The sequence below is a fragment of the Rhodococcus sp. USK13 genome (assembly GCF_018343855.1).
In the GTDB taxonomy this organism is placed as follows: domain Bacteria; phylum Actinomycetota; class Actinomycetes; order Mycobacteriales; family Mycobacteriaceae; genus Rhodococcus_F; species Rhodococcus_F oxybenzonivorans.
Genome location: NZ_CP069242.1, coordinates 5,783,599 through 5,808,363, shown reverse-complemented (window position 1 = coordinate 5,808,363; position 24,765 = coordinate 5,783,599). Strand labels below are relative to the sequence as shown.

Annotated in this window: 25 protein-coding genes and 3 pseudogenes; 14 read left to right on the top strand and 14 right to left on the bottom strand. The window is 63.3% G+C overall.

Annotated features, from left to right (window positions below; translation table 11 throughout):
- Window positions 1-271: 271 nt before the first annotated feature.
- The 4 genes and pseudogenes from JQT59_RS29190 to JQT59_RS29175 form a co-directional block, all read left to right on the top strand.
- On the top strand, window positions 272-757 hold the full coding sequence (locus JQT59_RS29190; protein WP_213573008.1) for a nuclear transport factor 2 family protein: 486 nt from the start codon (window positions 272-274) through the stop codon (window positions 755-757).
- The gene (locus JQT59_RS29185) at window positions 754-1,635 is read left to right on the top strand and encodes an enoyl-CoA hydratase-related protein (protein ID WP_213573007.1); all 882 of its coding nucleotides are present in this window, start codon (window positions 754-756) and stop codon (window positions 1,633-1,635) included. Before JQT59_RS29190 ends, JQT59_RS29185 begins: the two co-directional genes overlap by 4 nt.
- Window positions 1,632-2,408 (top strand): enoyl-CoA hydratase-related protein, encoded by a 777-nt coding sequence (locus tag JQT59_RS29180; RefSeq protein WP_213573006.1) that lies wholly within the window; start codon window positions 1,632-1,634, stop codon window positions 2,406-2,408. The genes JQT59_RS29185 and JQT59_RS29180 overlap by 4 nt, the downstream gene beginning before the upstream one ends.
- 299 nt (window positions 2,409-2,707) lie before the next feature.
- A pseudogene (locus JQT59_RS29175) lies at window positions 2,708-3,318 on the top strand (zinc ribbon domain-containing protein); the annotation flags it as partial.
- A gap of 13 nt (window positions 3,319-3,331) precedes the next feature.
- On the opposite strand, the gene JQT59_RS29170 reads toward JQT59_RS29175, so the two are convergent.
- A complete protein-coding gene (locus tag JQT59_RS29170; protein ID WP_249353938.1) occupies window positions 3,332-4,015 on the bottom strand; it encodes a TetR/AcrR family transcriptional regulator in 684 nt (227 codons plus the stop codon).
- Window positions 4,016-4,183: 168 nt separating this feature from the next.
- Here JQT59_RS29170 and JQT59_RS37810 point away from each other — a divergent pair, with 168 nt between their 5' ends.
- Window positions 4,184-4,312: a hypothetical protein gene (locus JQT59_RS37810; protein WP_283254026.1), complete on the top strand. Its 129-nt coding sequence runs from the start codon at window positions 4,184-4,186 to the stop codon at window positions 4,310-4,312.
- Window positions 4,309-5,022 (top strand): carboxymuconolactone decarboxylase family protein, encoded by a 714-nt coding sequence (locus JQT59_RS29165; protein ID WP_249353936.1) that lies wholly within the window; start codon window positions 4,309-4,311, stop codon window positions 5,020-5,022. Before JQT59_RS37810 ends, JQT59_RS29165 begins: the two co-directional genes overlap by 4 nt.
- A gap of 203 nt (window positions 5,023-5,225) precedes the next feature.
- Here JQT59_RS29165 and JQT59_RS29160 read toward each other — a convergent pair whose 3' ends face one another.
- The 10 genes from JQT59_RS29160 to JQT59_RS29115 all read right to left on the bottom strand — a co-directional run bounded on the left by JQT59_RS29160 (window position 5,226) and on the right by JQT59_RS29115 (window position 15,610).
- Window positions 5,226-6,758 (bottom strand): 3,4-dihydroxy-2-butanone-4-phosphate synthase, encoded by a 1,533-nt coding sequence (locus JQT59_RS29160; protein ID WP_213573005.1) that lies wholly within the window; start codon window positions 6,756-6,758, stop codon window positions 5,226-5,228.
- Window positions 6,759-7,130: 372 nt separating this feature from the next.
- The gene (locus JQT59_RS29155) at window positions 7,131-8,279 is read right to left on the bottom strand and encodes a cytochrome P450 (RefSeq protein ID WP_213573004.1); all 1,149 of its coding nucleotides are present in this window, start codon (window positions 8,277-8,279) and stop codon (window positions 7,131-7,133) included.
- A gap of 164 nt (window positions 8,280-8,443) precedes the next feature.
- Window positions 8,444-9,184: an SDR family oxidoreductase gene (locus tag JQT59_RS29150; RefSeq protein WP_213573003.1), complete on the bottom strand. Its 741-nt coding sequence runs from the start codon at window positions 9,182-9,184 to the stop codon at window positions 8,444-8,446.
- A gap of 83 nt (window positions 9,185-9,267) precedes the next feature.
- On the bottom strand, window positions 9,268-9,591 hold the full coding sequence (locus JQT59_RS29145; RefSeq protein ID WP_109328131.1) for a 2Fe-2S iron-sulfur cluster-binding protein: 324 nt from the start codon (window positions 9,589-9,591) through the stop codon (window positions 9,268-9,270).
- A gap of 14 nt (window positions 9,592-9,605) precedes the next feature.
- Window positions 9,606-10,925, bottom strand: a complete 1,320-nt coding sequence (locus JQT59_RS29140) for an NAD(P)/FAD-dependent oxidoreductase (protein ID WP_249353934.1) — start codon at window positions 10,923-10,925, stop codon at window positions 9,606-9,608.
- Window positions 10,926-11,431: 506 nt separating this feature from the next.
- The gene (locus tag JQT59_RS29135; RefSeq protein ID WP_213573002.1) at window positions 11,432-12,742 is read right to left on the bottom strand and encodes a PucR family transcriptional regulator; all 1,311 of its coding nucleotides are present in this window, start codon (window positions 12,740-12,742) and stop codon (window positions 11,432-11,434) included.
- A 419-nt stretch (window positions 12,743-13,161) separates the two neighbouring features.
- Entirely contained in the window at window positions 13,162-13,935 is a 774-nt protein-coding gene (locus tag JQT59_RS29130; RefSeq protein WP_213573001.1) for a deoxyribonuclease IV, read from the bottom strand.
- A gap of 142 nt (window positions 13,936-14,077) precedes the next feature.
- On the bottom strand, window positions 14,078-14,332 hold the full coding sequence (locus JQT59_RS29125; RefSeq protein ID WP_213573000.1) for a hypothetical protein: 255 nt from the start codon (window positions 14,330-14,332) through the stop codon (window positions 14,078-14,080).
- 135 nt (window positions 14,333-14,467) lie between these two features.
- Window positions 14,468-14,947 carry a nucleoside deaminase gene (locus JQT59_RS29120; protein ID WP_213572999.1) on the bottom strand — a complete coding sequence of 160 codons (480 nt, stop codon included), beginning with the start codon at window positions 14,945-14,947 and terminating at the stop codon, window positions 14,468-14,470.
- 3 nt (window positions 14,948-14,950) lie between these two features.
- Window positions 14,951-15,610 (bottom strand): TetR/AcrR family transcriptional regulator, encoded by a 660-nt coding sequence (locus tag JQT59_RS29115; RefSeq protein WP_213572998.1) that lies wholly within the window; start codon window positions 15,608-15,610, stop codon window positions 14,951-14,953.
- Window positions 15,611-15,757: 147 nt separating this feature from the next.
- On the opposite strand from JQT59_RS29115, the gene JQT59_RS29110 reads away from it, so the two are divergent.
- The 3 genes from JQT59_RS29110 to JQT59_RS29100 all read left to right on the top strand — a co-directional run bounded on the left by JQT59_RS29110 (window position 15,758) and on the right by JQT59_RS29100 (window position 18,378).
- On the top strand, window positions 15,758-17,281 hold the full coding sequence (locus tag JQT59_RS29110; protein WP_213572997.1) for an LVIVD repeat-containing protein: 1,524 nt from the start codon (window positions 15,758-15,760) through the stop codon (window positions 17,279-17,281).
- Window positions 17,278-17,892 (top strand): DUF305 domain-containing protein, encoded by a 615-nt coding sequence (locus tag JQT59_RS29105; protein ID WP_213572996.1) that lies wholly within the window; start codon window positions 17,278-17,280, stop codon window positions 17,890-17,892. Before JQT59_RS29110 ends, JQT59_RS29105 begins: the two co-directional genes overlap by 4 nt.
- Before the next feature lie 228 nt (window positions 17,893-18,120).
- Window positions 18,121-18,378, top strand: a complete 258-nt coding sequence (locus JQT59_RS29100) for a DUF7218 family protein (protein ID WP_109328146.1) — start codon at window positions 18,121-18,123, stop codon at window positions 18,376-18,378.
- A gap of 48 nt (window positions 18,379-18,426) precedes the next feature.
- Here JQT59_RS29100 and JQT59_RS37330 read toward each other — a convergent pair whose 3' ends face one another.
- Window positions 18,427-19,068 (bottom strand): hypothetical protein, encoded by a 642-nt coding sequence (locus JQT59_RS37330; protein ID WP_249353932.1) that lies wholly within the window; start codon window positions 19,066-19,068, stop codon window positions 18,427-18,429.
- 110 nt (window positions 19,069-19,178) lie between these two features.
- On the opposite strand from JQT59_RS37330, the gene JQT59_RS29090 reads away from it, so the two are divergent.
- Window positions 19,179-20,396 carry a hypothetical protein gene (locus JQT59_RS29090; protein WP_249353931.1) on the top strand — a complete coding sequence of 406 codons (1,218 nt, stop codon included), beginning with the start codon at window positions 19,179-19,181 and terminating at the stop codon, window positions 20,394-20,396.
- 63 nt (window positions 20,397-20,459) lie between these two features.
- Here JQT59_RS29090 and JQT59_RS29085 read toward each other — a convergent pair whose 3' ends face one another.
- Window positions 20,460-20,753: a WhiB family transcriptional regulator gene (locus tag JQT59_RS29085; RefSeq protein ID WP_109328148.1), complete on the bottom strand. Its 294-nt coding sequence runs from the start codon at window positions 20,751-20,753 to the stop codon at window positions 20,460-20,462.
- 293 nt (window positions 20,754-21,046) lie between these two features.
- Here JQT59_RS29085 and JQT59_RS29080 point away from each other — a divergent pair, with 293 nt between their 5' ends.
- From JQT59_RS29080 to JQT59_RS29070, 3 genes are all read left to right on the top strand, one after another.
- Window positions 21,047-22,294 (top strand): alpha/beta fold hydrolase, encoded by a 1,248-nt coding sequence (locus JQT59_RS29080; RefSeq protein ID WP_213572995.1) that lies wholly within the window; start codon window positions 21,047-21,049, stop codon window positions 22,292-22,294.
- Between the two features lie 154 nt (window positions 22,295-22,448).
- On the top strand, window positions 22,449-23,048 hold the full coding sequence (locus tag JQT59_RS29075) for a helix-turn-helix domain-containing protein (protein WP_249354675.1): 600 nt from the start codon (window positions 22,449-22,451) through the stop codon (window positions 23,046-23,048).
- A gap of 73 nt (window positions 23,049-23,121) precedes the next feature.
- The gene (locus JQT59_RS29070; protein ID WP_213572993.1) at window positions 23,122-23,718 is read left to right on the top strand and encodes a cupin domain-containing protein; all 597 of its coding nucleotides are present in this window, start codon (window positions 23,122-23,124) and stop codon (window positions 23,716-23,718) included.
- 69 nt (window positions 23,719-23,787) lie between these two features.
- Here JQT59_RS29070 and JQT59_RS29065 read toward each other — a convergent pair.
- Window positions 23,788-24,204: pseudogene (locus JQT59_RS29065) on the bottom strand (ammonium transporter); the annotation flags it as partial.
- On the opposite strand from JQT59_RS29065, the pseudogene JQT59_RS29060 reads away from it, so the two are divergent.
- A pseudogene (locus tag JQT59_RS29060) lies at window positions 24,195-24,614 on the top strand (M20/M25/M40 family metallo-hydrolase); the annotation flags it as partial. The pseudogenes JQT59_RS29065 and JQT59_RS29060 sit on opposite strands and share 10 nt — an antisense overlap.
- Window positions 24,615-24,765 lie beyond the last annotated feature (151 nt).

The following is a 24,765-nucleotide window of genomic DNA, read 5'->3' as shown; positions in this document are numbered from 1 at the left end:
TCTAACGTTGACAAATTTCTACAAACATGTTGATAACAGATGGAGCGTGTGTGGGACGCCAGAAGCGTCATGAAGTGCTCAAATATTGATCCTGGGACACGGGATGGGCGGTGCATGGGGGGAAAGTGCGTCTACACAAGCGTTGAAAATCGGTGTAGCTTGTTGGTAGTTTCTCGTCCAGAGGCGCCTCAGCGCAGCTTCACCGCCAGTACACGCCTGGCACCGAGGAATCCGCCCTCAGCACATCGCCACATCACATCGGAGGAAGATCATGACTACCAGTGCACTGTCGAGTCGAGAACTGACTGAACTCGTCGAGGCCCAGAAAGTCGAACGAGTGTTGTACGACTACGCGTACTACCTCGATATGAACCAGCCCGACGATCTCGCGGCCCTGTTCACGTCGGACTGCTACGTCGCGTATGGACCCGACTTCGGCGCCGAGGGACGCGACGCCTATCGAAAGACCCTCGACGGAATCGGCACCTTCTTCACCGCCACTAGTCATCATGTCTCCAACGTCGTTGTCGACTTCGACGAGGAAATGCGCACTGCGACCGTCCGCTCGGTGCTGTATGCGTGGCATCAGTACACCAAGGAAGGCAAGCCGGACGGCCACTTCTTCGGCCAGTACCACGATGTTCTGGTGCGCGACGACGAGCACGGCTGGCGTTTCACTCGCCGTGAACTGCGCGCGGCAGGTGTCGTCGACTTCCACGTCAAGAAGCAGATCCCGATCGGACGTGCCTCGGCATGACCACGCCGACCACTACCGCCACAGTAGACACCGAGTACCAGAACTTGCGTGTCGAGCACCGCGGGCCGATCAGCTGGATCGTCCTTGACCGCCCGGACAAAGCGAATGCCCTGTCGAATGCGCTCCTCGACGAGTTCAGCGACGCCCTCGAGCGTCTAGCCACCACCGGCGGTCCCGTCGTCGGGATCCGCGGCGAAGGAAAGGGCTTCTCCGCCGGCTACGACATCGACCAGGTCGGCGAATATACCACCACCAAGGACCCGGTGTCGGATCGAGAACGACTCGCGCGCAACGTTAATCGCTATCTCGCGATTTGGGATCACCCTAAACCGGTAATCGCGGCGGTCCACGGTTACTGCATCGCGGGCGCTACGCAGATGTGTGTATTCACCGATCTCACGATAGTGGCGCATGATGCGCGCATCGGTGAACCGGCTGTGCCGCTCGGTGGGGGATACATAGCCCCGCTGTGGGCGCCGCTGGTCGGACCCAAGCGGGCGAAGGAACTCGCCTTCATCGCCGGCAACTCGATCGACGGTGACACCGCGGTTGAATGGGGGTGGGCCAACCGAGCCGTTCCGGCAGACACCGTCGTCGAGACTGTCGAACGCCTCGCCGCCCAAATAGCCCGGGTTCCTTCCGATCTCTTGCGCATCAAGAAACTGTCGGTCAACCGCGCTATGGAGGCCATGGGCGTACGCACTGCCGCACAGGGTGGCGCAGAAATGGACGCGCTGTTACATCTATCGCCCTCGGTGGCGCAGGTTCGTGCCTTCATTGCCGAGGTCGGCCTGAAGGCGGCCATTGCCTCGTACCGTGCGCCGGTCGATGCCCCACTCTCCACTTCGTCAGTACCATCCGGAAAGGCAACATCATGAGCAGCGGAGTCACGTTCATACGCGATGGCCACATCGCACGCGTCACACTCGATCGCCCCAAGGCGTTGAACTCGATCAATGCCGAGATGGACCAGGCGTTGTACGAGGCGTGGACCGAAATCAACGCCGACCCGGACCTGTGGGTGGCCGTCCTGTCAGCCTCCGGGGAGAAGGCGTTCTGTGCCGGCGCCGACGTGAGCGGCGGCACGGAAGGCGACGGTCGCAGGATGGCCCTCGGCGGTGGACTCACCGGCGTCGGAGGCCCGTTGCTGAAGCTGCGCAAACCGCTCGTTGCCGCCGTCCAGGGGTACGCCGTGGGTGGCGGATTCGAGCTGGCGATGTGCGCGGATATCATTGTGGCGGCGGACAACGCCCAGTTCGGTATCCCGGAAACGAAGGTCGGAATCATCGGCGAGGCAGGCATCATGCACCGCGCGATTCGGCAACTTCCGCATCACATCGCCATGGCGATGATTCTCACCGGGGACCGGATCACTGCCGTCGACGCCGAACGGTACGGACTCGTCAACGAAGTCGTCGCACCCGAGCAACTCGGTAAGGCCGCCGACCAGTGGGCCGAGCGTATCGCGGCCGCATCCCCGCTCGCCGTGCAGGCGGCCAAGGATGCCGTGCTGTCCCGATTGGACTGGCCCTTGGACATCGCGTTGGCGACCCGCTACGAACCCATCGAAGCGTATGCGGCCAGTGCCGACCGGCTCGAGGGGCGAGCGGCGTTCGCCGAGAAGCGAAAGCCGCAGTGGACCGGCCGGTAGACGAGGAACGGTTGTGGACGTGCCGCGGGCCGCGATGTAGGTCGCGCGCTCACGGCGCCCCACCCGCTCGGGAACGGCGAAAGGCTCCCAACAGTTGACGTAGTCTCTGATACTTCCTAATCCTGTCTGCTACTCTCCGCTTCATGTGAATTGGTGAGGTCGCGGTGTACCTGAACTGTCAGTCGTGGGAGTTCGCAAGGCTGCGTCGGAAGGCCGGATAACGCTCCCGGCGTACAGGTTCTGCAGCGAGTATGTGATCGCGCTGATCTCGATGCGTATCTCGGCCGACCTGCCCCTGACAAGGTTCCGTCGACGACAAGATCGCTGTCCTCCCCGCCCACCGCGCCGCGGTCGGTGTCAAACGGGGCAAGATCAACCGGGAACTCGCCTTCCATTTCGCCCGTCACACCGTCGACTACGCCGCCGCGGCGGGCGCGGAGGTGATCGGGGTGGAAGATCTCACCACCCTCGAAACGCGGGGTCACGGCCGGGTGAACAACAATCGGGCCGCGCAGTCCGCGCGCCGCAAAGCCGTCGACGCTCTCGCGCACACCGGTGCCGGTGTCGGTGTGACGGTGGTGTTCGTCCCGGCCCGCGGCACGTCGGCACTGTGCCCGGGCTGCAACGAGAAACTCTCCCGCCCGGGCGGCTATCACCGGGCATGGTGCGCACGGTGCAAGGTAGGCGGCAATCGTGATCACGTAGCAGCTGTGAACCTCGCTAAACGTGCACTACTCGGGCGCGGCAGAGTTGTTCGCAAGCGCGGCCAGAACCCTTTGTTCCTGTACCTCGAGCGTCGGTGTGGGGCACGGTCAAGCCCGCAGCATCACAAGGCGCTACGCGCAGCCGTGAAGTACTTACATCTCCCACGTCGGCCACGTCAGTGTCAGAAAGTATGAGAGTTACGTAGACGCTGGACGGATCTAAGCGGGTTTGGCCAGTGCGCCCTGGAAGAACAACGCGCAGAACGCGTCAATGGTCTGTCTGGCGTCAACCCTGTGCGAGCCAGGCTTGAGCCACCGATGGGTCCAGTTGATCATCCCGAACAACGCTTTCGCCATCAGTGCAGTAGGAACATCTTTACGAAAGGTTCCCTCTGCCACCCCCTGCTCGAGGACGCCGGCAACGATTGCCTCGAAACGCTTCGTCTTCCGGAGCATGTCCTTGGCCCACGGGGTCGACTGGAACTCGAGCTTCGCCATGTCCTCCTGGATATACAGGTAGATGTAGGGATAGTTGTTCTCGTACGAGAGCATCAGTAATTCGACGAGTCGACGGAGCTTCTCAGGGGCGTCGGCGTCGATCTCCGCGATCTCTGTTCCAGCAGAAACGTTATCGTCGAGAACGCCGATCACAACGTCCTGAAACAGGGCCTGGAACAATTCCTTCTTACTGGCGAAGTAGTAGTAGATCGACGCCCGATCGGTTCCGAAACGCTCCGCAATGTCGTTCAACGTGGCGGCGTCGTAACCCTTTTCCTGGAACACATCAGCCGCCGTTTGGAGGAGTTCACGGCGTTTCGCCTGATAGCTGGGGCTGCTGTCATTCTGCGCGCTACGGCGGCGCCGGCTCATACCGCTGCTTCTCGTCACTGGTGTTCTGGCCACGTAGGGGATGCTACGCGGCGGAAGACGGGAAATCCATCAACGTTGATGTAAATCTACTTCAACGTTGATTGACACGGTGTTCGCGATCGCATAGCGTCGGAAGGCGGAAAACACGAGTTCTGTGGCCTCACCCAGAAGCCGCTGTACCGACTCACGAGCGAGGCCGACATGACGAATACCGACGACGGGGAACGGATCACGTCCGTCGGTGGTTCCGTGGTGTGCGGTACTCGCCGTAGTCCCGATGAAGCCACCGTTATCGTCCGATTGCTGCACACGGAAGCCGTCCCGCGGTGACCGAGTCCGAGGGCCCGCCCGACTCTGCGCGGCCGTCGGTACCGTCCATCCGCGATGAAGTTTCGCTCGATCAACTGCGCGCCGTTGCCGACGCGTACCTCAATGACGTCGGCGACGGGGAACCGTTGGACCCGCTGACCCGCGCGCTGGTCGAACTCGCAGTCCGCGCGTCCGTGACCACTATGGATATCGTGGGTGCCGAACGCTACATGCAGGAGGCGCTCGACCTGGGAGCGACCGCGGATCAAGTCCACGAGGTACTCATGCTGGTGTCGGGGCTCGGAGTGCACACCCTCTTCGCAACCGCCGAACACCTCCACGCTCTCAACTCGGAACGGCACAACGAGCAGGCGAATTCAGCGCTCGATGCCGACCAGCGTCTCCTCTGGGAGCGATACGTAGGAAGCGACCCCTACCGTCAGCGCCTAGAGGATGAGCTACCTGGTTTCCTTGCTGCGCTGATACGGATCTCTCCCGAAGGATTCGCTGCATTCTGCGAGTATTGCGGTCTCCCATGGAAGACGAAAAACGTGCGCGCCGTCACCAAAGAACTTATTGCCCTGGCGGTGGATGCAACGCCGACCCATCGTTTTCTTCCCGGCATGAAGCTGCACCTGCGCAATGCGATCGAACTCGGCGCCGGCCGCATCGCGATACTGGAGGTCCTCCTGATCGCATCCCACGCGCCACCGCACAGGGGAGTGCGCTGACCGTCTCTATGGGGCCGCAACCAGGGTTGAGGAGGTCGCAACCACGGTTGAGCGCAGCCAGTCGTGACACGTCGTCTGGATTCTGCGGAGTCGCGACGAAGGTTCTGGAGCGGTCACTGATCGAGGATCGCGCCAGCCGCCGAACTATGGCACGCATTCATCACGTCGCTGATCGGTTCCGTCTCCGTCAGGGATCCGCTCAGCTATCCGGCGGTGGGATAAGTGTCGGACAGAAGCTCCTTGGTGCGCCGAACATCGTCCTCGAGCGCGGCAATGAGTTCTTCCTTCGAGGCGAAGGTCGCTTGGCCGCGAATCCAGTATTCGAGATGCACGGTGACTTCGAGGTCATAAAGATTCGCATCGAAATCGAGTAGATGTGCCTCCAGCAATCGCGTCCCCACACGGCCGTAGAATGTCGAACGTCGACCGATCGAAACTGCGGCGGGGATCGACCTGCCATCGGGAAGCGCGCAGTGACCTGCCCACACGCCATCCACCAGGTGAGCCTCGGACGAGGGACTCCCCGCTTCGGTGTCGAGTTCGAGATTCGCGGTGGGGAAGCCGAGTTCACGACCCCGCTGGTCACCATGTCGCACCAGCCCGGCGACGGTGTGTGCGGTGCTTGTCGTAGTGCAGGTCCGTGCCTTCACAGTCGAACCCGCATCAGCTTGGGACAGCACCGACGCCTCGATTCCCATGATCTCCAGGGTCCCGAGAAGATCGGCTGGCGGGTCCAGCAGCTGCAACGACGAAATTCCGAGCTCTCGGATTACCTGTGCAATGTCCGCATTCCGGTCAATGCGTCTGCGGTCCTGCTGCTCTGAGGTGAGGGTGTACGAATCGAGGTCGTTCGTGTTGCGTTCGATCAGTACTACGCCGTCACCGTGTGCGGCTATCCGCGCAAACATGGCCTGACGATCAGGGTCTGTGGAGTCGGCATGCGGGGCGAAGTCTGATTCGCGGTGAACGTGGATCCATGGCGCGTCCGCACTCTGGGGTCGACCGATTCGGTAGGCGATGTAATCGGTGCCGGTCACTTCACTCCGAAATCCAGAGGTGAGTAGCTCGCCGTAAGGGCTTTCCCGAGTGATGGTGAAGGTGCATCGGACGTGTAGTTCGGATACCCGGCGATAGATGACAACGTCGTCCGCAGACAACCATGTCAATTGTTGTGCCTGAGCGAAATCACGGGTTTCGTCCTCGTTCGCGATGCGGGTGGGATCTTTCTCCGAGACGAGCGCAGCAAAGGCGCCGACCGGTCGTAGACCGGCCGCACGAGCGAGGTCCGTTACGACTTCCGCTGGACCGCGGGTCTCGAGTACCCCGTTCTCGCGCGCCCGGGCCGGTACGACATGGCCGGGGCGGGTGAAGTCGCCGGTCGCGCTGTCGGGGTTGGCGAGCATTGCGAGGGTGCGTGCCCGGTCGGCGGCAGAAATCCCCGTACCCACCCCAGCGATCGCATCCACCGAGACGGTATACCAGTCGCTGGCCTGGTCCGGGATCGTCCCCACCATCGGTGGCAACCCGAGACGTTCGCAGACACGCCGGGTGACCGCCGCACAGACGAAACCAGAGCTATGGCGGACCATCGATGCGAGCGCGGCAGGGGATGCCTTCTCCGCCGCCAAGAGCAGGTAGCCATCGGGATCGCCGCCCGCACTGCCCGCGAGCGCAACGGTCCGGCCGGCGGCGAGGTCGGACAGAGCTTGCTGGACTCGGGTCACCGAATTACTCATGCGTGCATCTCCAATCTTGGGGGCGAACGGACGTCGGAGTCCTGCCTTGGTCACGTTCTCGTAAGGCGGCGTTTCCCCTGTGACCAGAATCGCAGCTGCGTCGCGACTTGTCAACGTCAACGTAGATGTGCGCACTGGGAGGATTCTCCTCGGTGATCGATCGGTTCGATGTCGAGTCATCGCGACGGGCAGACACATGCGGAACGACAGCGCCCGCGGCGAGGGAGTGGCTCACGGCGAATAAGGGGAGACCCTTGATAGCCGTGAGGCCACTCCCTCGGCGGCATCCGCTACGAATGCCACCTACGGTGCACTGCCCTCGTTCCTGAGAGGCGTTGATCGGCCAGTATGTCGATCGCGGCGTGTCTTCGATTAATCAGTAGTCCACTGCAATGGAACCGATGTCATGGAGCTCACGATTCCTGACTGGAAGCCCACCCCCGACGGGTCGGCAACCTCGAATTCGGGAATCTGCCCCAACCACTCCTCCAAGGTCGTCTGAATTTCGACACGCGCCAAATGAGCGCCCGCACAATGGTGTACGCCGTGACCGAACGTAATGTGGTCGATTTCCTCCCGACCGAAGTCGACATCCATCGGGCACTTGTTCTTGCGGTCGTCGAGACCGTAGAGCATGGTCGGCAACGCCACCATGTCGCCCGCTTTGAGATCGACGCCGTCGATGGTGATGTCCTTCTTGATCAGGCGGGCATCGGATACCAATCCGAAGCGCCGCAGCAACTCCTCGGTGGCGGTCGGTATCAGCTGGGGATCAGCGACAAGGGCGCGCCGCTCCTCAGGATGCGTGGCCAGGAAGTGCATCGTGAAGCTCAAGAAGTTCACCACGGTGTCCAGCCCTGCCAGCAGAAGAAGGCCGCAGATTTTCAGTGCCTCGTCCTTGGTGATCGGTCGGCCGTTGACCTGGCTTTGCACGACGGTGCTGATCGCGTCATCGCCCGGATTCTCCGTACGAGCGTCGATAAAGGGTGACAGGTACTCGAAGAAGAGATCGATTGCCTCGCCCATACTCATCGAGCCGTCAGGCCTGGTCATCTGATCCCCGATGTACTTCAGCTTCGGGGCATCGCTGAGCGGAAGGTCCACGATCATGAGAAAGATCTTGATCGGGAAGACCTCCGCGTACTCCTTGGTGAAGTCGCAACTGCCGGTGGTGCGGATGTCCCCAATCAGTGCCCGTGCGGTCTCCCTGATGTCATCGCCGATGCGGTCGATGGTATGGGGTCCGACGCTCGCGTTGAGAATGCGCCGATACGGTCGCTGCTCGGGCGGATCCATCGATGTGGGAATGAAACTGTATTGTTCGCCCGCCTCGCGGGGCAGGAAGGGGCATTCGCTCGAAAAGTGCTCGAAGTCCGTGAACATTTGCTGGATCAGTGAGCCCCGCGTTGCAATCCAGTGCCCACCGTTGTGGGGAGTCCACACGAGATCGCGCATGCCGGGATCCTGGAGGTGCTTCCATGCCTCCTGGGCGCCTTGGTCGATGTGGGGCGGGTTGAACATGTCGAAATCAACCACCCGGTCCGGCGAAACATTCGCCGGCAAGTTACTTGCGGGGGTTGGGACGATCGTTTCAGGTGCTGTTCCCATTATTCGCTCACTTCCGCTATAGCTTGTTGGTGATGTGGGACCGTTCGGTCTCTGTTGCTGTCTATCTTCAGGTGGTGCTATTTCGAGCTGAGCGGCCCCATGCCCGCCAGTTCCCCTCCATCGATGAGGAATTCGGCCCCAGTAACGAAGCTGGATTCGTCGCTGGCGAGGTAGATGATCAGTTGTGAAACCTCCTCGACGCTGCCCATGCGTTTCATCGGGTTGAAGTCCGCCACATCCAAGTCGGCGTTCATCGGCGTCGATACGGTCCCGGGATGGACGGAGTTCGACCGAACGCCGTGCTGGGCCAGTTCGAGCGCGACCGATTTGGTCAGACCACGCACGGCGAACTTGGAGGCCGTGTAGCCGTGAAGTTCGGCGATGCCTTGGAAGCCGGCGGTCGACGAAATATTGATGATGGACGATGGCGCAGACGAAATCAGCGACGGCGTGGCGGCTTTGATGCCCAGGAACGGTCCGGTCTGATTCACGGCGATGATGTCGTCCCATTCCTTGATGGAATAGTCGGTCAGCGACCCCATATTGACGATGCCCGCGTTGTTCACGAGGACGTTCAGCTTGCCGAACGTCCTCACTGACAGGTCGACAGCGTTTTGCCAATCGGCGTAATCGGTAACGTCGAGTCGTGTGTAGACCGCCTTGTCCGCTCCCAGTTCCTTTGCCAGACTTTCGCCCTCGTCATCAAGGATGTCGCCGATGACGACCTTCCCGCCCTCGGCGACGATCATTCGAGCGTGGGAAGCGCCCATACCTCGTGCGCCGCCCGAGATGAGTGCGACCTTGTCCTGCATTCTCATGTGAGCTCCTTCATCTGTCTGTCGACGTGTGCGGCATTAAGAACCGCTGATCAGTACTGTTTGGTTTGCGTCTGTTCGGTCAACTACCACTGGGTCGGGGCGACTTCGACGGTGATTCCGTCGAGGTGGTCGTGCATCGCGATCTGGCAGCTCAATCGGCTGTTGTCTTGCACGGGGGAGGAGGCGCATTCGAGCATCTCTTGCTCGTTGGAATCCATGGGAGTGAGCTTGTCGAGGAACTCCTGCTCCACGTAGACGTGGCAGGTTGCGCAGGCACCGCTGCCACCACAGTCACCCACGATCGAACGGATGCCGTGCCCGACTGCAGCTTGCATAAGAGTGGTTCCGGACGCGACGCTCAGTTCGTCGTGGTTTCCGTCAGGGGAGATGAAGGTTGCTTTCGGCATGGTCGGTAAACCTCCTAGGTTCTGGCTGTGGAACTTGCAATTGACGGTTGTGTCGAAGTGACGAGATCCCGGAGCGAAACGTCGCTCGCTGCGAGCAGGTCCGCGGTCACAGGAATTCGCTCCGAGATAAGTCGCTTGGACACGTTGAAATCGGCAGGTCGGTTGATTGTGTCCACCGCAAGCACTCGGTCACCCACTACGTAGAAGGCGCTGAAGGAACGGTCTTCGGGCCTTCCTCGTAACACCAAGCGGTCGTACCCTTCCGACAGGCCGACCATCTTCAGATTCAGGTCGTACTGATCGGACCAGAACCATGGAGCGCCAGTCGGGCGGGTCGGCTTGTCGCACAGTACGGCAGCGGCGTTGCGTGCCTGTTCGAGTGCGTTGGGGACCGACTCGACACGGACAAAGCGGTCGTACAAATGGCTGTACTGGCGAACACAATCTCCTACAGCCATGATGTGGGGATCAGCTGTGCGAAGGTCGTCGTCGACCACGATGCCGTTATCGACCTCGAGGCCTGCTTCTGCGGCCAATTCACTGTTCGGTATCAGCCCGATACCGACGACGACCAGATCGGCGGCGAGTCGTGTGCCATCCGAGCAGCGAACTGCTTCGATGCGGCCGTCTCCTCGAGTCTCCAGCCCTTCTACCACGCAGTTGGTAAGGATATTGACCCCCGCCTCACGGTGAACGGCCTCGTAATATTCGGAGATCGGCTGTGCAGTAACGCGAGCTAGTACGCGGGACGCAGCCTCCAGCACGGTGACGGTCATGCCGATCCGGACGGCGGCCGCGGCCACCTCCAAACCGATGTATCCGGCGCCGATGATAACGACGCTCCGTTGGGGGTGCAGTTCATCTCGAAGCGCGTCTGCATCAGTCCTTGTGCGGAGATAGTGGAGATTCGAGGGCTTCTGGGGAAGCGCGTCTGCGACCGGAAGCGTCCGCGGTCGGCCTCCCGTTGCAAGAATCAGCTCGTCGTATCCGATTTCGGTACCGTCGGACATTGCGACCTTGCGATGCTTGCGGTCGATCGCCTGAGCGCGATGGCCTGCGTGGAGGGTGATCGCACTGCGCTCATATGCCACGTCGCCCCGCAGGTGCAATGATTCTGCGGTGACTTCACCCTTGAGGTAGGTCTTCGAGAGGGGTGGTCGATGGTATGGCTGAAACCTCTCGTCACCCAGCAGGGTAATAGGTCCCTCCCATCCGGAGGTGCGTGCGGCAAATGCCGCTTCGGTACCACCGCAGCCATTGCCTATGACAAGCAGGTGTCGGTTCGACATCTGGAAGTCCCCTTCTCTGTTTTCTTTCGCGAACGAACCGGTCACGCGGGCGTCCGGCTGTTCCCGGACGGTGAGCTACCCGTCAAAGCGTTCTGTCTTCTGCTTTTGCGGCGGTAGCGTTGGTGGCATGAAATCTTTCGTCTCCGAGAGGTTCTGGCCGCCTCCCGGCTCTGTGTCCACATGTCGTCGCGTCGGCAGGATTGAAGTTGTTACTTAGACGCTAAGAGGGTGCCGGCGGCATATCACCGTGCTGGCCGCACACAGATGTGGTCCAGTTTTGTGCGCCCCATCACATTCGGTAACGGCTGTGTGGGTTGTCATAATCTGGGCTGCGTCCGACACTCACCGGCGGCGGCTGCATTGGTGCGCGACAGACCTCAGTTGCCGACTGCACGTTGCCCAGGTGTCCGGCATGAGCGTGCGCGAGCACCGGCACCGAGCGTGCGACTAGGTGATCGCTTCCTCGCGTGGCCCCTACAGGAAGCAGAGACGCCCTTCGCGGGTCGTCCGACGTGTCCGGTTGCCTCTCGGTGCCGGCTATAGACCAGTAATCAGGATGTCCCGGCTTTGTCCGGGTCCGGAGCGAGCACCGCCCCGCCGAGCCAGAAGCACAACTCTAGAGCGTTCTCGAGTTCCAGCCGTCTTTCGCGCACGTTCTGGCCGAGCTGATCTTCGATTTTGTGGATCCTGTAGACGACGGAGTTCCTGTGCATGTGCAACTCAGTGGCGGTGGCGGCATAACTCCCACCGGTGCGAAGGAATTCACGCAATGTAGTGCGTAGATCCTCGGCCGCCGGATCATCAGCGGCCAACGGACCCAGAACTTCGGCGACCCAGGCGCGAGTCGCGCTGAGGTCGCTGCACATCAGCGCGACCGCGCCGATATCGGCAATGGAAATGATTCGTGGGGTCGGGACGCGCGAGGCCTGGGCAACAGTTCGAGCTTGATTGGCCTGGGAGTGAGTGCGGACGAACCCGGCGACGCCCTTCTGAGGTGCACCAACCGCCACCGAAACTGGCTGGTCCCAATTCGCTGTGATCGAAGCGAATTTCTCGAGGTCGAGGTTGTCTTGTTGTCCAAGGGGTAGCCAAGCCCATCCGGTGTGTTCGTCGCGCGGCTCGAACAGCGGGTGGCCGGAGATGCCTAGGTGCCGGGCGAGTGCAATTACCGCTCCTTCATGATGACTGAGCTCGTCATCGGGCCTTTCGCTCCGTACTGTCCACACGATCACCCCGATGTGGTATTGGTTGAGGCGGTAGCCAAGTGCTGCCTCGGCTGAAGCGATATCGATCGCTTGGTTGCCCAGTATGTCCTTGATACGTGCCGAGCGGGAGGCGCTCCGCCGAAGCCGCCATGCATCTCGCTCAGCCTCATACGTCGTCAACAAATTCTGGGCAATCAGGTTGACGTGGGCAGATACCAGTGTGGTGATCTCCAATGCAGCCTGTGCGGTTACGGCCGCGTCGTCACTGCGGATCGCCAGCTCCCGAAGGCACCATCGAACAACACTGTCCTGGTACAGGCGGTAGGCGTGCTCCAGTGCGGTGATCGGAATCTCGCGTTGGGCGAGTAGTCGGGCAAGTTCATTCGCAGGTTCGGACGGATCAACCTGATCGATCTCGATTTCGTGTCGAAGTATCCGCATGGTGATGGCGAAGTTGTGTGCGGCACCAGCGTTCAACTGTTCGACAATGGGCTCGTCGGCGGTGAACTCAGCGATCTCGAAAGTGAGTCGTGCGACGATCTCGTCCGCGATTTCCAAGAGGTTTCTGTCCGCGGCCCTTGTGATGGCGAGGATTACTTCGTGGACACCGATGCCCGAATATGCCACCCACTCGCCGACGCCGTCAGCTCTCTTCATCCGCAAACTCTTTTCTCGAACGTGTGACAAGAATACTGACCACCAGGCACCGAGGTTCGTCGATGGGCACCGCACATCGTGCTGGGGCGCGCCCAAGCGATCGCGACGGCTGCGGCTCGGCCATGATCTCGACCGACACAGTATCTGTTGACCGAGTCGTCCGCCGATGGCTTTGCCTCATATGCATACCCGCCGGTCCACCCCTGGCGAAGCTGCGACTCACCCAGATACGTTGGGCAGTACCAACCGGTTGACTGTCTACGTGGCCAGTTACGTGTGCAGTGATGTCAAGGTACCTCCGGTGTGGATCCACACCAGGCGGTGCTGAAAAGTCTGGCAACTTCGGCCCGAATACGTGAACGTGGATGAATGGGCCCTCGCGTGCACTCCCCGGCTCGTCCCGCGGTTAGCCATACCGGCTAGCTTCCGACCGTCTCCCGGAGAAAAGCCAGATCTTCGGCGAGTCCTTCACCCGGCGTTTCGAGGACTACGGGTGCGTCTGCCGTGCGTACGACCTCGGCGAGCAGTTCCGGGTCGATGGTTCCGTCGGCGAGGTTGGCGTGCCGGTCCCGCGCGGAGTTGAACTCGTCCCGCGAGTTGTTGAGGTGCACGAGGTCGATGCGTCCGGTGATGGCCTTGATCCGCTCGACCACACCCACCAGGTCTTCACCGCCGGCCCAGGCGTGGCAGGTGTCGAGGCAGAAGCCGGCACCGAAGTCGCCGACCTCCTGCCACAACCGGTCGATCGCGTCGAAGTGGCGGGCCATCGCGAAGTCGCCACCTGCCGTGTTCTCGATGAGGATCGGCACCGGGAAACCGCCCTTGTCGGCTTGGCGCTCGAAGAGTTTGCGCCAGTTGACTATCCCTTCGTTGACGTCCTCACCGTCGCGGACGTGGCCACCGTGCACCACCAGTCCGAATGCGCCGATGTCTGCGGCGGCCTGAGCTTGCTGCGCCACAGCGTTACGTGAGGGCATACGGAGCCGGTTGTTGAGGCTCGCCACGTTGATCACGTAGGAGGAGTGGACGACGACGTCGATGGGGCTCTCGCGGATCTCGTCGGTTCGCGGATGCGTGGGCGGTTTGTTCCACTTCTGGGGGTCGGTGAGGAACATCTGGATGATGTCTGCCCCCAGGCGCTCGCCGTATCCAATCGGATCGTCGTCCTGGCGGACATGTGCTCCTATGCGCATGCACTCAGGGTAGGGGGTGGGTGTCGCGTGTGGGGCGCAACACCTGGCCGGAATGCGGTCGATTCGGGACGCACGGACCCGGACACGCCGACACCCCTCGCTCCGTGTGCGGGGCGAGGGGCTCTGTGTCGGCTGGTCTTTGTCAGGCGGGCGGCGGTGGCGGGGGCGGCGGCGGAGGTGGCGGCTGCGCCGGTCCGCCGGGTGTCGATGTGCAGAACTGGCAGCTGTCTCCGAGGTCCTTGGGTAGTGGCTTCGGATTCGGCTGATGGCAGTTGACCTTGCAGGGACGCTCGGCGGAAGCCACAGCCGCCGGACCCACCATCCCGATCGACAATGCAGCGGCGGCTCCTACGAGCGCTGCGATCACGCGGGTTCGGGGTGAACGACTCTTCGACATCTGGTGTTCCTTCTCGGAGGCGGCGAGGGTGTCAGCTCGGTGTTTCTGACGTGATTCCATCTTGTGCGAGCGTGCTCGGTACCGATACCGACCCCGGGGTGAGGATCAGGCCACCCTGCGCAGAGCAGGCTTCCCTCAGTCGGCGACCCCGATGTCCTCGTTCCACAGTTCCGGCTGGGTCTCGATGAACTCGGTCATCAAGTCGATGCAGTGCTGATCGCGGAGAACCGTCACATCGACCCCGTGCTCCCGGAGCCATTCGTGCCCTCCGGTGAAGGTGACGCTCTCGCCGATGATGACCGCCCCGATGTTGAACTGGCGGATCAGTCCACTGCAGTACCAGCACGGCGACAGCGTCGTCACCATGACGGTCGAGCGATAGTCACGCTGACGTCCGGCGGCCCGGAAGGCATCGGTTTCACCGTGCACCGAGGGGTCGTCGTGTTGGACGCGACGGTTGCGGCCACTGCCGAGGAGGTCTCCGTTGCCGGCGAAGAGGGCGGCGCCGATCGGGATGCCGCCCTCCCGGGCGCCCAGTTCCGCTTGGGCAACCGCGGCCGCGAGCAATACTTCCGGATCGAGGGTGAGTCGGGTGGGCTTCGGCGACGTCGACATCCGTCAGCGCTCCGCTGTTCCGGAACTCTGCAGGATCGCTATCGCTGCCCGCGTCATCATCGGAGCAAGCGACGGAAGACTGTGCCCGTCACGCGCGCGCAGATTCGTGCGCAACAGTTCGTCGAAGCCCCCGACAAGTAGCCGCAGAAGGTCGTCGGGCAGGTGGGGGAGCGTGCGATCTTGCTGACGGGCGAGCTGATGAAGTCCGCGCATTCGATCGAGAAGACTGTCGAACATCGCCTCGCGGGCCTGCCGAAGCTCGGGGGTGGCGAACGTCTGCACAGTGAGGGCATACGCTGCGCCGGGTTGTGCGGCCAGGACTTCGAGGTAGCGCTGAATGTGGGCGCGCAGCTGCAGCTGCCAGGGCAGCGAGGTGTCTGTGGCCGCGTCGAGTTCTTCCGCCATGATCCGGGTCGCGAGCGCGCACACGGCGACGAAGCACTCACCCTTGTTCGCATAGAACTCGTAGAACGTGCGTCGGGACACGCGCGCGGAAGTGATGATGTCGGCCACTGTTGCTGCCGCGTAGCCTTTTTCGGCCAGAACGTCGAGGGCGGCAATGTCGATGCGGTACCGCTGGGAGGCCGCTACCGCCGTCGGGTCGAGCCGATGGCGGCCTGCGGGAAGTGGCTCAATGGCTGTGGATCCTGCCGACTCGCGCATGGTGCCAGGGTAGACGTGCACCGAGCCTGTTCGGCGTCGCTACACCCTCGGCACCGTTTCGGCGCGGTGCCGGTGCGCGAATCGAAGAATCGAACTGTTTTCCAGAAACGCCGGTGTTTCTGGTGTGAAATACCTAGCATGTCGCGCATGGGTTCACACCGCTCCCACCGAGGTCGCCGGGTTGCCGCGTTAGCTGGAGTCCTCGCTGTCTGGCTCGTTGCCGCGCCCGCGGTCGCAGACCCGGTGACGGATTTCCTTTCCGTCCAACGCACAGCGGTCGATCGCGCCGAGTGCGGACCGGGGTCGGATCAGGAGTCGGGGATACAAGGGCAGGTGCCGCTCGCGGACCGCCGGAGTGGACGCAGCCAGGAACCGTACTCGTGCAACCTCGGACTGGTCGGCCAACTCCAGGGTCAAGGGGCGGGAATCGTCAGCGCCGCGTATGGCAACTGCGTGTATGTGGGATCGAATATTCCCACCCGGCTCGACCGCCCAGGCCCTGGCGTCCAGGTAGTGGATGTATCCGACCCGGCCCGCCCGCGTCACACCGGGACCCTGATCGAGCCGCCGATGCAGGCCGGCACCTGGGAGTCGCTCAAGGTCGATCCAGGGCGCGGTCTGCTCGCGGGCACGGGCGTCGGACTGTTGACCGGCATCGGCGGATTCTCGATCTACGACGTATCCCAGGACTGCACGCGTCCGCGGCTCCTCAATCCGGGGACGGGAACGCAGCTGTCGCTCCCGCTGCCGATCACGACGCACGAGGGCGGCTTCTCGCCGGACGGCCGGACATATTGGGCTGCAGGCACTGCCGGCGGCCAGTTGTCGGCTGTCGACGTCAGCAACCCCGCCGAACCCCGCGTGGTCTGGACGGGCCTGACCGGTGTGTCGAACCACGGCTTCGGGATCACGCCTGATGGAAACCGCATGTATATTTCGACGCTGGCGGGTATCACCGTGCTGGACATCAGCGCCGTTCAGCGCCGCGATCTCTTTCCCGTAGTGCCGCACGTGGGCCGCAGACTGTGGTCGGACGGTCAGCTGACGCAGCACACCATCCCCGTCACCGTGGACGGCGCACCGGTCATCTTCACCGTGGACGAAGGCGGATCCGGTGGCGTGAAGGTGATCGACTCGTCCGATGATGCGAATCTGCGTTTGATCAACACGATCAAGCTCGAGGTGAACCTGCCGCAGAACATGGACGTGTGGGCCCAGGACAACGGTGGCAACGGCGCCTTCGGTTACGACGCGCACTATTGCAGTGTGGATCGGCCCGTGGACCCCACGGCGCTGGCTTGCGGCTGGATCCAATCCGGTATTCGCGTCTTCGACGTCCGCGACTTGCACGACATCAAGGAGATCGCGTACTTCGTTCCGCCGGGGCAACCGGACAAGGCCGGTCGGCTCGAGAACTCGACGCACGCGACTCTGGGCTCGATAGTCGGCCTTCCGCTGATCGGTTCGATCGCGGTCGCGCGGGCCGCATTGGAGGGCGATATCAACGGAGCGGACGCGGTCGGGCCGGGTACCCGGCCGATCGGAATCGACATGTCCAGCGATTGGTGCATGTCGCCTCCGGAGTTTCGCGGCGACCAACTATGGGTGACGTGCATGGACAACGGCTTCCTGGCGCTGCAGTTCCGGAACGGTGTGTACCCGCTGACATGAAACGTCTTGCTTATGCGGCCGCAGGGCTCGCGTGTGTCCTTCTCGGCGTGGTCGTCGGGGCATGGTGGCAGCACCAGCCCGACCAGCCGCGCGCCGCCACCATGTCGCTCGAGCCTCTGGAAGTGGGCTTCGCACAGGACATGTCGAGCCATCACCTGCAGGCGATCGAACTGTGTCACGCCCTGGCGTCTCCGCGTGAGCCCATGATCGATGCACTGTGCACGCAGATCACCGCCGCCCAGAACCAGGAGATCGGTGTGCTCAGCGGCTGGCTCATGCTGCTCGACCAACCGCAGACTTCCCCGCAACCGATGGCGTGGATGGGAACCGACCGTCACCACTCCGGCGCCCACATGCCTGGAATGGCGAGCTGGGCCGAGATGGACGAGCTTCGTCGGCTCACGGGACCGGCGGCCGAGACGGCCTTCCTTCAGCTCATGATCCGCCACCATCGTGGTGGCCTCGACATGGCCTCCTACGCCGCCCAGCACGCCACCACGCGCGCGGTGGCGCAGCTGGCGACATCGATGATCAAGGAGCAGAGCGAGGAGATCGGCGTCGTGGAGCCGATCCTGGCGGCCCGCGGCGGCGAGCAGCTTCCGTACCCGTAATGCCGCTCCGGGGGAGCCGCCACTTCCGATGCACGCCGTCACAGCAGTGCATCCGCTGACACCCCGCTCGTCACAGACGTCGGCGACCGTCACCGCATTGACGACAAGCTGATTCCCCGGAACCACCATCGTTGATCCGGCCGGCGTGACGCCGAGTCATCTTGTGTGATCTACAGCCGCCCGGGTAATCGGACAGTGCCGGACCTTTTCCCATCGAGGAGACACACCATGCCGCGGTCATCGATCAAAGACGAGAAGGTATACGAGGAAGTACGCAAGGACGGCGCGTCGAAGCAGAAAGCGGCGCGGATCGCGAACGCGGCCGCCAAGCGCGGGCGCTCCGGAACCGGCCGTAAGGGCGGAAAGTCGCAGTCGTACGAGGACTGGACCGTCGACGAGTTGAAGAAGAAAGCCAAGGATGTCGGACTATCCGGATACTCGTCGAAACGCAAAGGTGAGCTGATTGATGCCCTGCGAAACCACTGACAGCGGATGCCACCGTACGCACCCGGCTGCGCCGTCGTGAGGGGCCCTTCACCACACGCGGAACTTCCTGTCGGACACGGTGAATCCGTGCCCGGCGTCGCTCGTGCAGGTGACGCCCGCGGTCTCCTCGACGTGGCAGGTCAGATCATTCACGCGTAGCGACCTGCCGTACGGCAGAACGGTGGCCGGCGAACCGCCCAGCGGGTAGTACCGCGGATCACCCGCGCTGATGAACTGACCCGAGCGGGAACCAGTCACTTCGACGGCGTTGGGCGGTACCGGGATGTCGGGGGCGCCGGATCCGGGAACCTCCGGAGCCGACTCCGGCATCTGGCCGTGACAACCTGCCGTCGGGAGGTCGCCGCCGGTCAGGATCGCGCAGTGGAACTTCGTACTGGGCGTCGTGAAGTAGGAGCTCCCCGCCGCGGTACCCGCGTAATGCTGCGGATCGACTTCCCGGGTTCTTGCGGGCACGCTCGTCACTGCACTGGGAACCACGCTCGGAGTTGACGGGGCCGCACTCCGCATCGAAGTAGGGGGCGTCGACGTGGTCGTTTTCGACGGGGTAGTGGCGGAAAAGGCGGTCGACGGGGCGGCCGCGGTATCGGCGGATCCGCTCACCGAGCCTGCGCACCCGGTCATCAGCAACGCCGTGGTGAGTAGCAGCACCGCGCGGACCGAGAGACTCATGCGGAGAGCTTAGAACTGCGTCCGGCCGAAGCGGTCGCGGCGCGTCCGTCGACTTTCTGGGACAGTAGTTAGAGAGCGATCTGCCCAGAAGCCGGTGTGCAGGAGGTCCGATGTCGGAGAGTGGCCAGTCCCCGTACGGCGAGATCCCGCCGATGATCGACACCGACGAAGAGCGTAGGGCTCGGATTTCTTTCGAGGTTCGGCGTTGGTGTGAGCGAGCCACGATTTCGGGAACGCACCCGCCGTTGTCCGATCAGGCTGCCGTGCTGATCGCTGCCGGACACCTCGACGCGGCCACCCGGCAGGTGCTCGCGAACCGCCGTCGCACCGGCAGGACGATCCCATCGATCGGTGGGTTCGGTCACCTGCGTCTTCTGACGGACGAATACCACCAGGTGGCCCATCGTTGCGACACACTGCGCCCCGGGCCGGCGCAGCTGCTCTTCAAGTACCGCGCCACCGAACTCGCCAGGAAACTGCAGGCGTATCGGTCGGCAGTGGTGATGTCGACAGCGCATTACGGTAGCGGTGTGAGGGCGATGCGCCGTGATCGGAGGGAGGGCGTGCATCTCGACCTCGAGAAGCGTGAGGCGCTCTTTCGGGCTCTGCAGCGGACGCCGACACCGTTGACCGGAAGCGCCTTCGAGCGGGCTGCGAAAATTGCGCGCGGTACCGCTGCGGAGCGGATCGGCCAGGCGTCGCAGAACACTGTAATGGCGGCGGCCGGAAGAATGGTGGCCGACGCTCTCGGCCGCGGCGTCGACCTCGACGAAGACACCTTCGCCGACGGTTACGACACGCTCCTCTACCTCGCCGGAATGCTGTACGACAGGATCGACGGGTCCCCGGTGTGGCGCTCCGAGCACTTCGCTGTCCAGCGGCACCAACTCGACCTCGCCGACGAGCTGACGCAGATCGCTGTCGACACCGTGGCGTTGCGCGGCATTCGCCTCGAGCTCGACGAGGCACTGCGCGTCACGCACTCCGACAGTGGTCGGCGGCAGATTCAACTCCGGCAGACTGCACTGACACCGGTGTGGGACCAGCTGGTGGACCGCGTTGCGGCGCTGGCGCGGATCGGTGACCTGCTCTCCCGAGCCGAAGTGCAGTTGCGCTCCGTGCTGGCCGTCAACCGGGCGATGAGCCTGGACAGTCGAATCGACGACCTCATCGCCCGCTCAGGCGACCGGGAACTATCGGCCGTGAACACCCACCACGTGGGAGATCAGTTCGACGGAGTGGAGGAGCTGATGCTCACCTACCAGTCGGCGCTGTACGGCGACATCGCCGAACTGACGGCATGGTCGGGGAGTCCGGAGCGCAAATAGAGCCGCTGCACCGGATTTGAACCGGCGCGCACACGTATCCAATCTACGGGCCGAGGTCGGCGATCATATGGCGATGTCGCCTCGCCGGTGTTCGATGGCGGCTTGCCGCTCGGATTCGGACATTCCTCCCCACACTCCGAAGGGCTCCTCGACAGCCAGCGCGTGCTCACGGCACTGGACGATCACCGGGCAACGGTTGCACAGCTGCTTGGCTCGCAGCTCACGCTGCTTCCGGATGCGCCCGCGCTGTCCGTCCGGGTGGAAGAACAGCGACGAGTCGACGCCACGGCACAAGCCATGCACCTGCCATTCCCACACGTCCGACAGTGGCTTGGGAAGGTCCGTATATGAAGGCATGTGAACTCCTCGATCGTGACGTGACGTAGGTGGCGGCGTTCTCGCCACCCGACGCTCACCCAGCCCGCACTGCTGGAGCGCGGTGAACATGTGAGGAAACCTGTACCCAGAAACGGGATGTGTCACGCACGCGTCAGAAAACTTTCACGTCGAGGCGTCGGACATTGTCATTCGCCCGATGAACGAGGAGTCCCCTTCGGAAGCTCGGAATGTTCAACTTCCGATCAGCCGGGTAATCGGCTGCCCACGACGCCGGGGGACACGCGCCGCGGCAGTTAATGAAGGAAGAGCACATGGGCGAGGGGCAACCGATCGATCCAGCCAGCATGCTGGCCACCCACTTCCCGCGCGACCTCACCGACACGGTGATGAGCGGCGAGTCGGCCACCGTGGTACTCGACATCGCCGGTCACGGTCACTGGACCGTGTCGATCGACAGCGGTGTCGCAGAACTCCGCAGTGCGGACGGTCCTCGGAAGCCCACGTGCACCATCCGGACCGACGCAGACACGCTCGCCGACGTCCTGATCGGTCGACGTAGCGGGGTCGACGCGTTTCTGGACGGCGACCTCGTCACACGCGGCAGCCTCGCGACCGTGCTTCAGATCGGCGGGGCGTTTGCGCCGGATGTCGAGTTGTCGACGCGGCCGCAGTCGCGGGAAGTCGACGCAGGTGGCGTACGCACGGCCTACCTGGAAGCGGGCCGAGCCGACGCGCCGCCAGTCGTTCTCCTCCACGGCCTCGGTGCCACCAACGCGTCCATGCTCCCGGTGCTGGCCGACCTGGCCGAGGACCACCGCGTCATCGCGCCCGACACCCCGGGGTTCGGTGCCTCAGAAGCACCGTGCTGGACCTATACCGCCCATCAGCTGTACTCCTGGCTTCGCGCCTTCCTCGATGCGGTCGACGCCCGCGGCGCCATCGTCGTCGGCAACTCTCTCGGTGGCCGCCTCGCACTCGAGTTGGCCATGCACGATCCCGAGGCGGTCGCCAAGCTGGTCCTGCTCTGTCCGTCGCCGGCGTTCCGCCGATTCCGGCAGTTGGTACCACTCGTCAAGTTGCTGCCCGTGGATGTGGCGCGCCTACCCACGGCTCCCGTGCCGCGTCCTGTTGTGATGGCGGGTGTGAAGGCGATGTTCGCCGACCCGAGCCGAGTGCCACAGAGTTGGTTCGACGCTGCCGTCGACGAATTCGAGATTGCCATGAGCTCCGGTGCACACCGTCGCGCTGCGCTGTCGGCCTTGTTCAACATCTATACCGAGGAAGCTTTCGGCGATACCGGGTTCTGGGGACGACTCCCCAACCTTCGGACACCGGCGTTGTTCCTGTGGGGGAGCGAGGACCGACTCGTTCCGGCCGGCTTCGCTCGCCACGTCAGCGAGGCGATGCCTACCGCGGAATCGGTGGTCATTCCTCATTGCGGGCACGTTCCTCAGCTGGAGCTGCCCGCTCTGACGATGCAACTGGTCCGCGAATTCCTGAACTCGGAACGCACTCCGAGCGCGCATTCGTCGACCGAGTATGACCTGGCTCTGGGCTGAGCTCGGGAACTCTCTTTCATGATCAGTGTCGTCGAGGTGGTTGCACGGCTCACCAGTAGAAGATCGCCGCGGCCGGGAAGTCCGCTGCAGCGAGGCGCGCCCGGAGACCGGGGTTCACCGCGACACGGGTGATCCCGCGCCCGTCGAGCGTGAGGTGCCGTCCGATACGCCGACCGGCCCTGATCTCGAGAAGGTGATCGGCAAGCAGGTGCGCGCGCTCCGCAAGGCCAGTGGGCTTTCCGTGGGGGACATGGCGACAAAAGTCGGGATCTCCAAGGCGATGTTGTCGAAGATCGAGAACTCGCAGACGTCGTGCAGTCTGTCGACGTTGGCGCGGCTAGCGGCGGGACTGGACGTACCCGTGACCTCACTCTTCCGGGGTGCGGACACTGCCCGCGACGCCGTGTACGTCGAGGCGGGCCACGGTGCGGTCATCGTCGGGCGAGGGACCCGGGTGGGGCATCACTACGAACTTCTCGGCGCACTGCGCGGGCAGCACAAGCGACTCGGACCGGTGCTGGTCACACTCACCGACGCCAGCGAGACGTTCCCGTTGTTCCAGCACGCCGGCACCGAACTGCTCTACATGCTCGAAGGTGTCATGGTGTATGGGCATGGTGAGGCCGAGTGCACGCTGCGGCCGGGGGATTCGCTGCTCCTCGACGGTGAAGGTTTGCACGGTCCCAACGATCTCGTGCGGTTGCCGATCCAATTTCTCGCGGTCACCGCATACCCCGACCACCACGAGGACTGACGGCAGTCATCGAGATTTCTACCTTCCTCTGCCTCCGCGCCGGGCGTAGAGTGGCGGTTGATTTCGAAAGGTCGTGGTTTCCGTGTTAGCGACAGTTCAGATAGCGTCCGACGACGGGTCCGCGTTGCCCTTCGATCGTCTGGAGCCGGTTTATCTGGCCACCGCGGGCGCGATCGGGCTCTACTATTTCGACTACGGCACCGATGCGCGGATGAGCTCGGATGAGCTCGGCGACTTCTTCCTCGTTCAGATCCCGCTGTCGGGTACGGCCCGAATTACCTCTGGCGCTGAGGAGTTCGATTCGACGATGTCGGTCGCGTCGATTCTGCAGCCGGGACGCCCCGCGACCATGCAGTGGCATGAAGGGCAATCTCAGCTGATCATCCGGCTGGCGCGCCGAAGTCTCGAGGAGCACTTGCAGGAAATCCTGGGAAGCCCTCTCGCTGAACCGCTGATATTCGAGCCGCAGATGGAACTCGGAAGCCCCGCAATCCGCGGCTGGCGTGATGCGGTCGAACTTCTGGAGCGCGAGGTGTCGAATCATGATCCGATTACTGCAGATTCGGCCGCCATGGAGGAATTCGACACGATCTTGCTGAGTCAGTTCCTGTCCGCTCAGCCGAACAACTACAGCGCGAGGCTGCGGAGTCTGGCTCAGAGTCTGACGTAGCTGATCACACGGTGGCCCTGCCCCGCGGAGTGCTGCGGGGCAGGGCCATCGGCTGTGTCGAGACCGGGATCAGGCCTTGGCGGGGTCCGCCGCCCTGGTCGTGATTGCTTCCGCACCGAGCACCGCGTCGGTGCCGTGCTTCGAGGCGCCGGTGAGGCCGACGGCATCGAGCACGTAGGCCGTCTCGCCGTGCACGGACACGTCGAGGCCGTCGTATTCGCTGTCCTGGTCGGCGCGGATGCCCATGAACTTCTTCAGCGCCGCGGCGATCACCAGCGTGACGATGAAGCAATAGCCGACAACGGCTGCCACGGCGACACATTGGCGCCACAGCACGTCCACACCGCCGCCGTAGAAGAGTCCCGCGGCGCCGCTGGGTGCGGCCGGATCTGCGAGGAATCCGATCAGAACGGTGCCGAGGATGCCGCCGACGAGGTGCACGCCGACGACGTCGAGCGCATCGTCGTAGCCGAGCCGGTACTTCCACCATTCCGTCGGAAGTGCGGGCGTGGCTCGACGCGCGGGCCGCCGACGAGGAGACGTTGACCAAGCTGGTCCAGCAAATCACCGCGGAGGCACGGGCATACGCGGCCGCCGACGGTATCGGTCTCGACGTCGACGCCGAATCCGTCACACCGATCGTCGAGTTCCCGCAGTCCACCCGCGAACGACTGCGCCACTCACTCGCGCACCTCGGTGACGTGCCCGTTCTGCCGACGGCGGCCGGACACGACGCCGGGATCCTGTCCGCAAAGGTGCCCACGGCGATGATGTTCGTCCGCAACCCCACCGGCGTGTCCCACTCGCCCGCCGAGTTCGCCGAACCAGGCGACTGCAACCGCGGCGCCCAAGCCCTGGCGGACGTGATGGCGGACTGGGTCAGCGAGCAGCAGTAGGCACACCAGGGGCAGCGCCAATCCCTCAGCGTTTCGGCGACCGCGGTGACGGTGTCCTCGACGTCCACGACGGGGTTCGGCGTCGACGGGAAAACGTGAAGTCCCTCGTCCGGAAAGGCTGGTCCCGTCAACCGCATCCGCCCTGGACGGC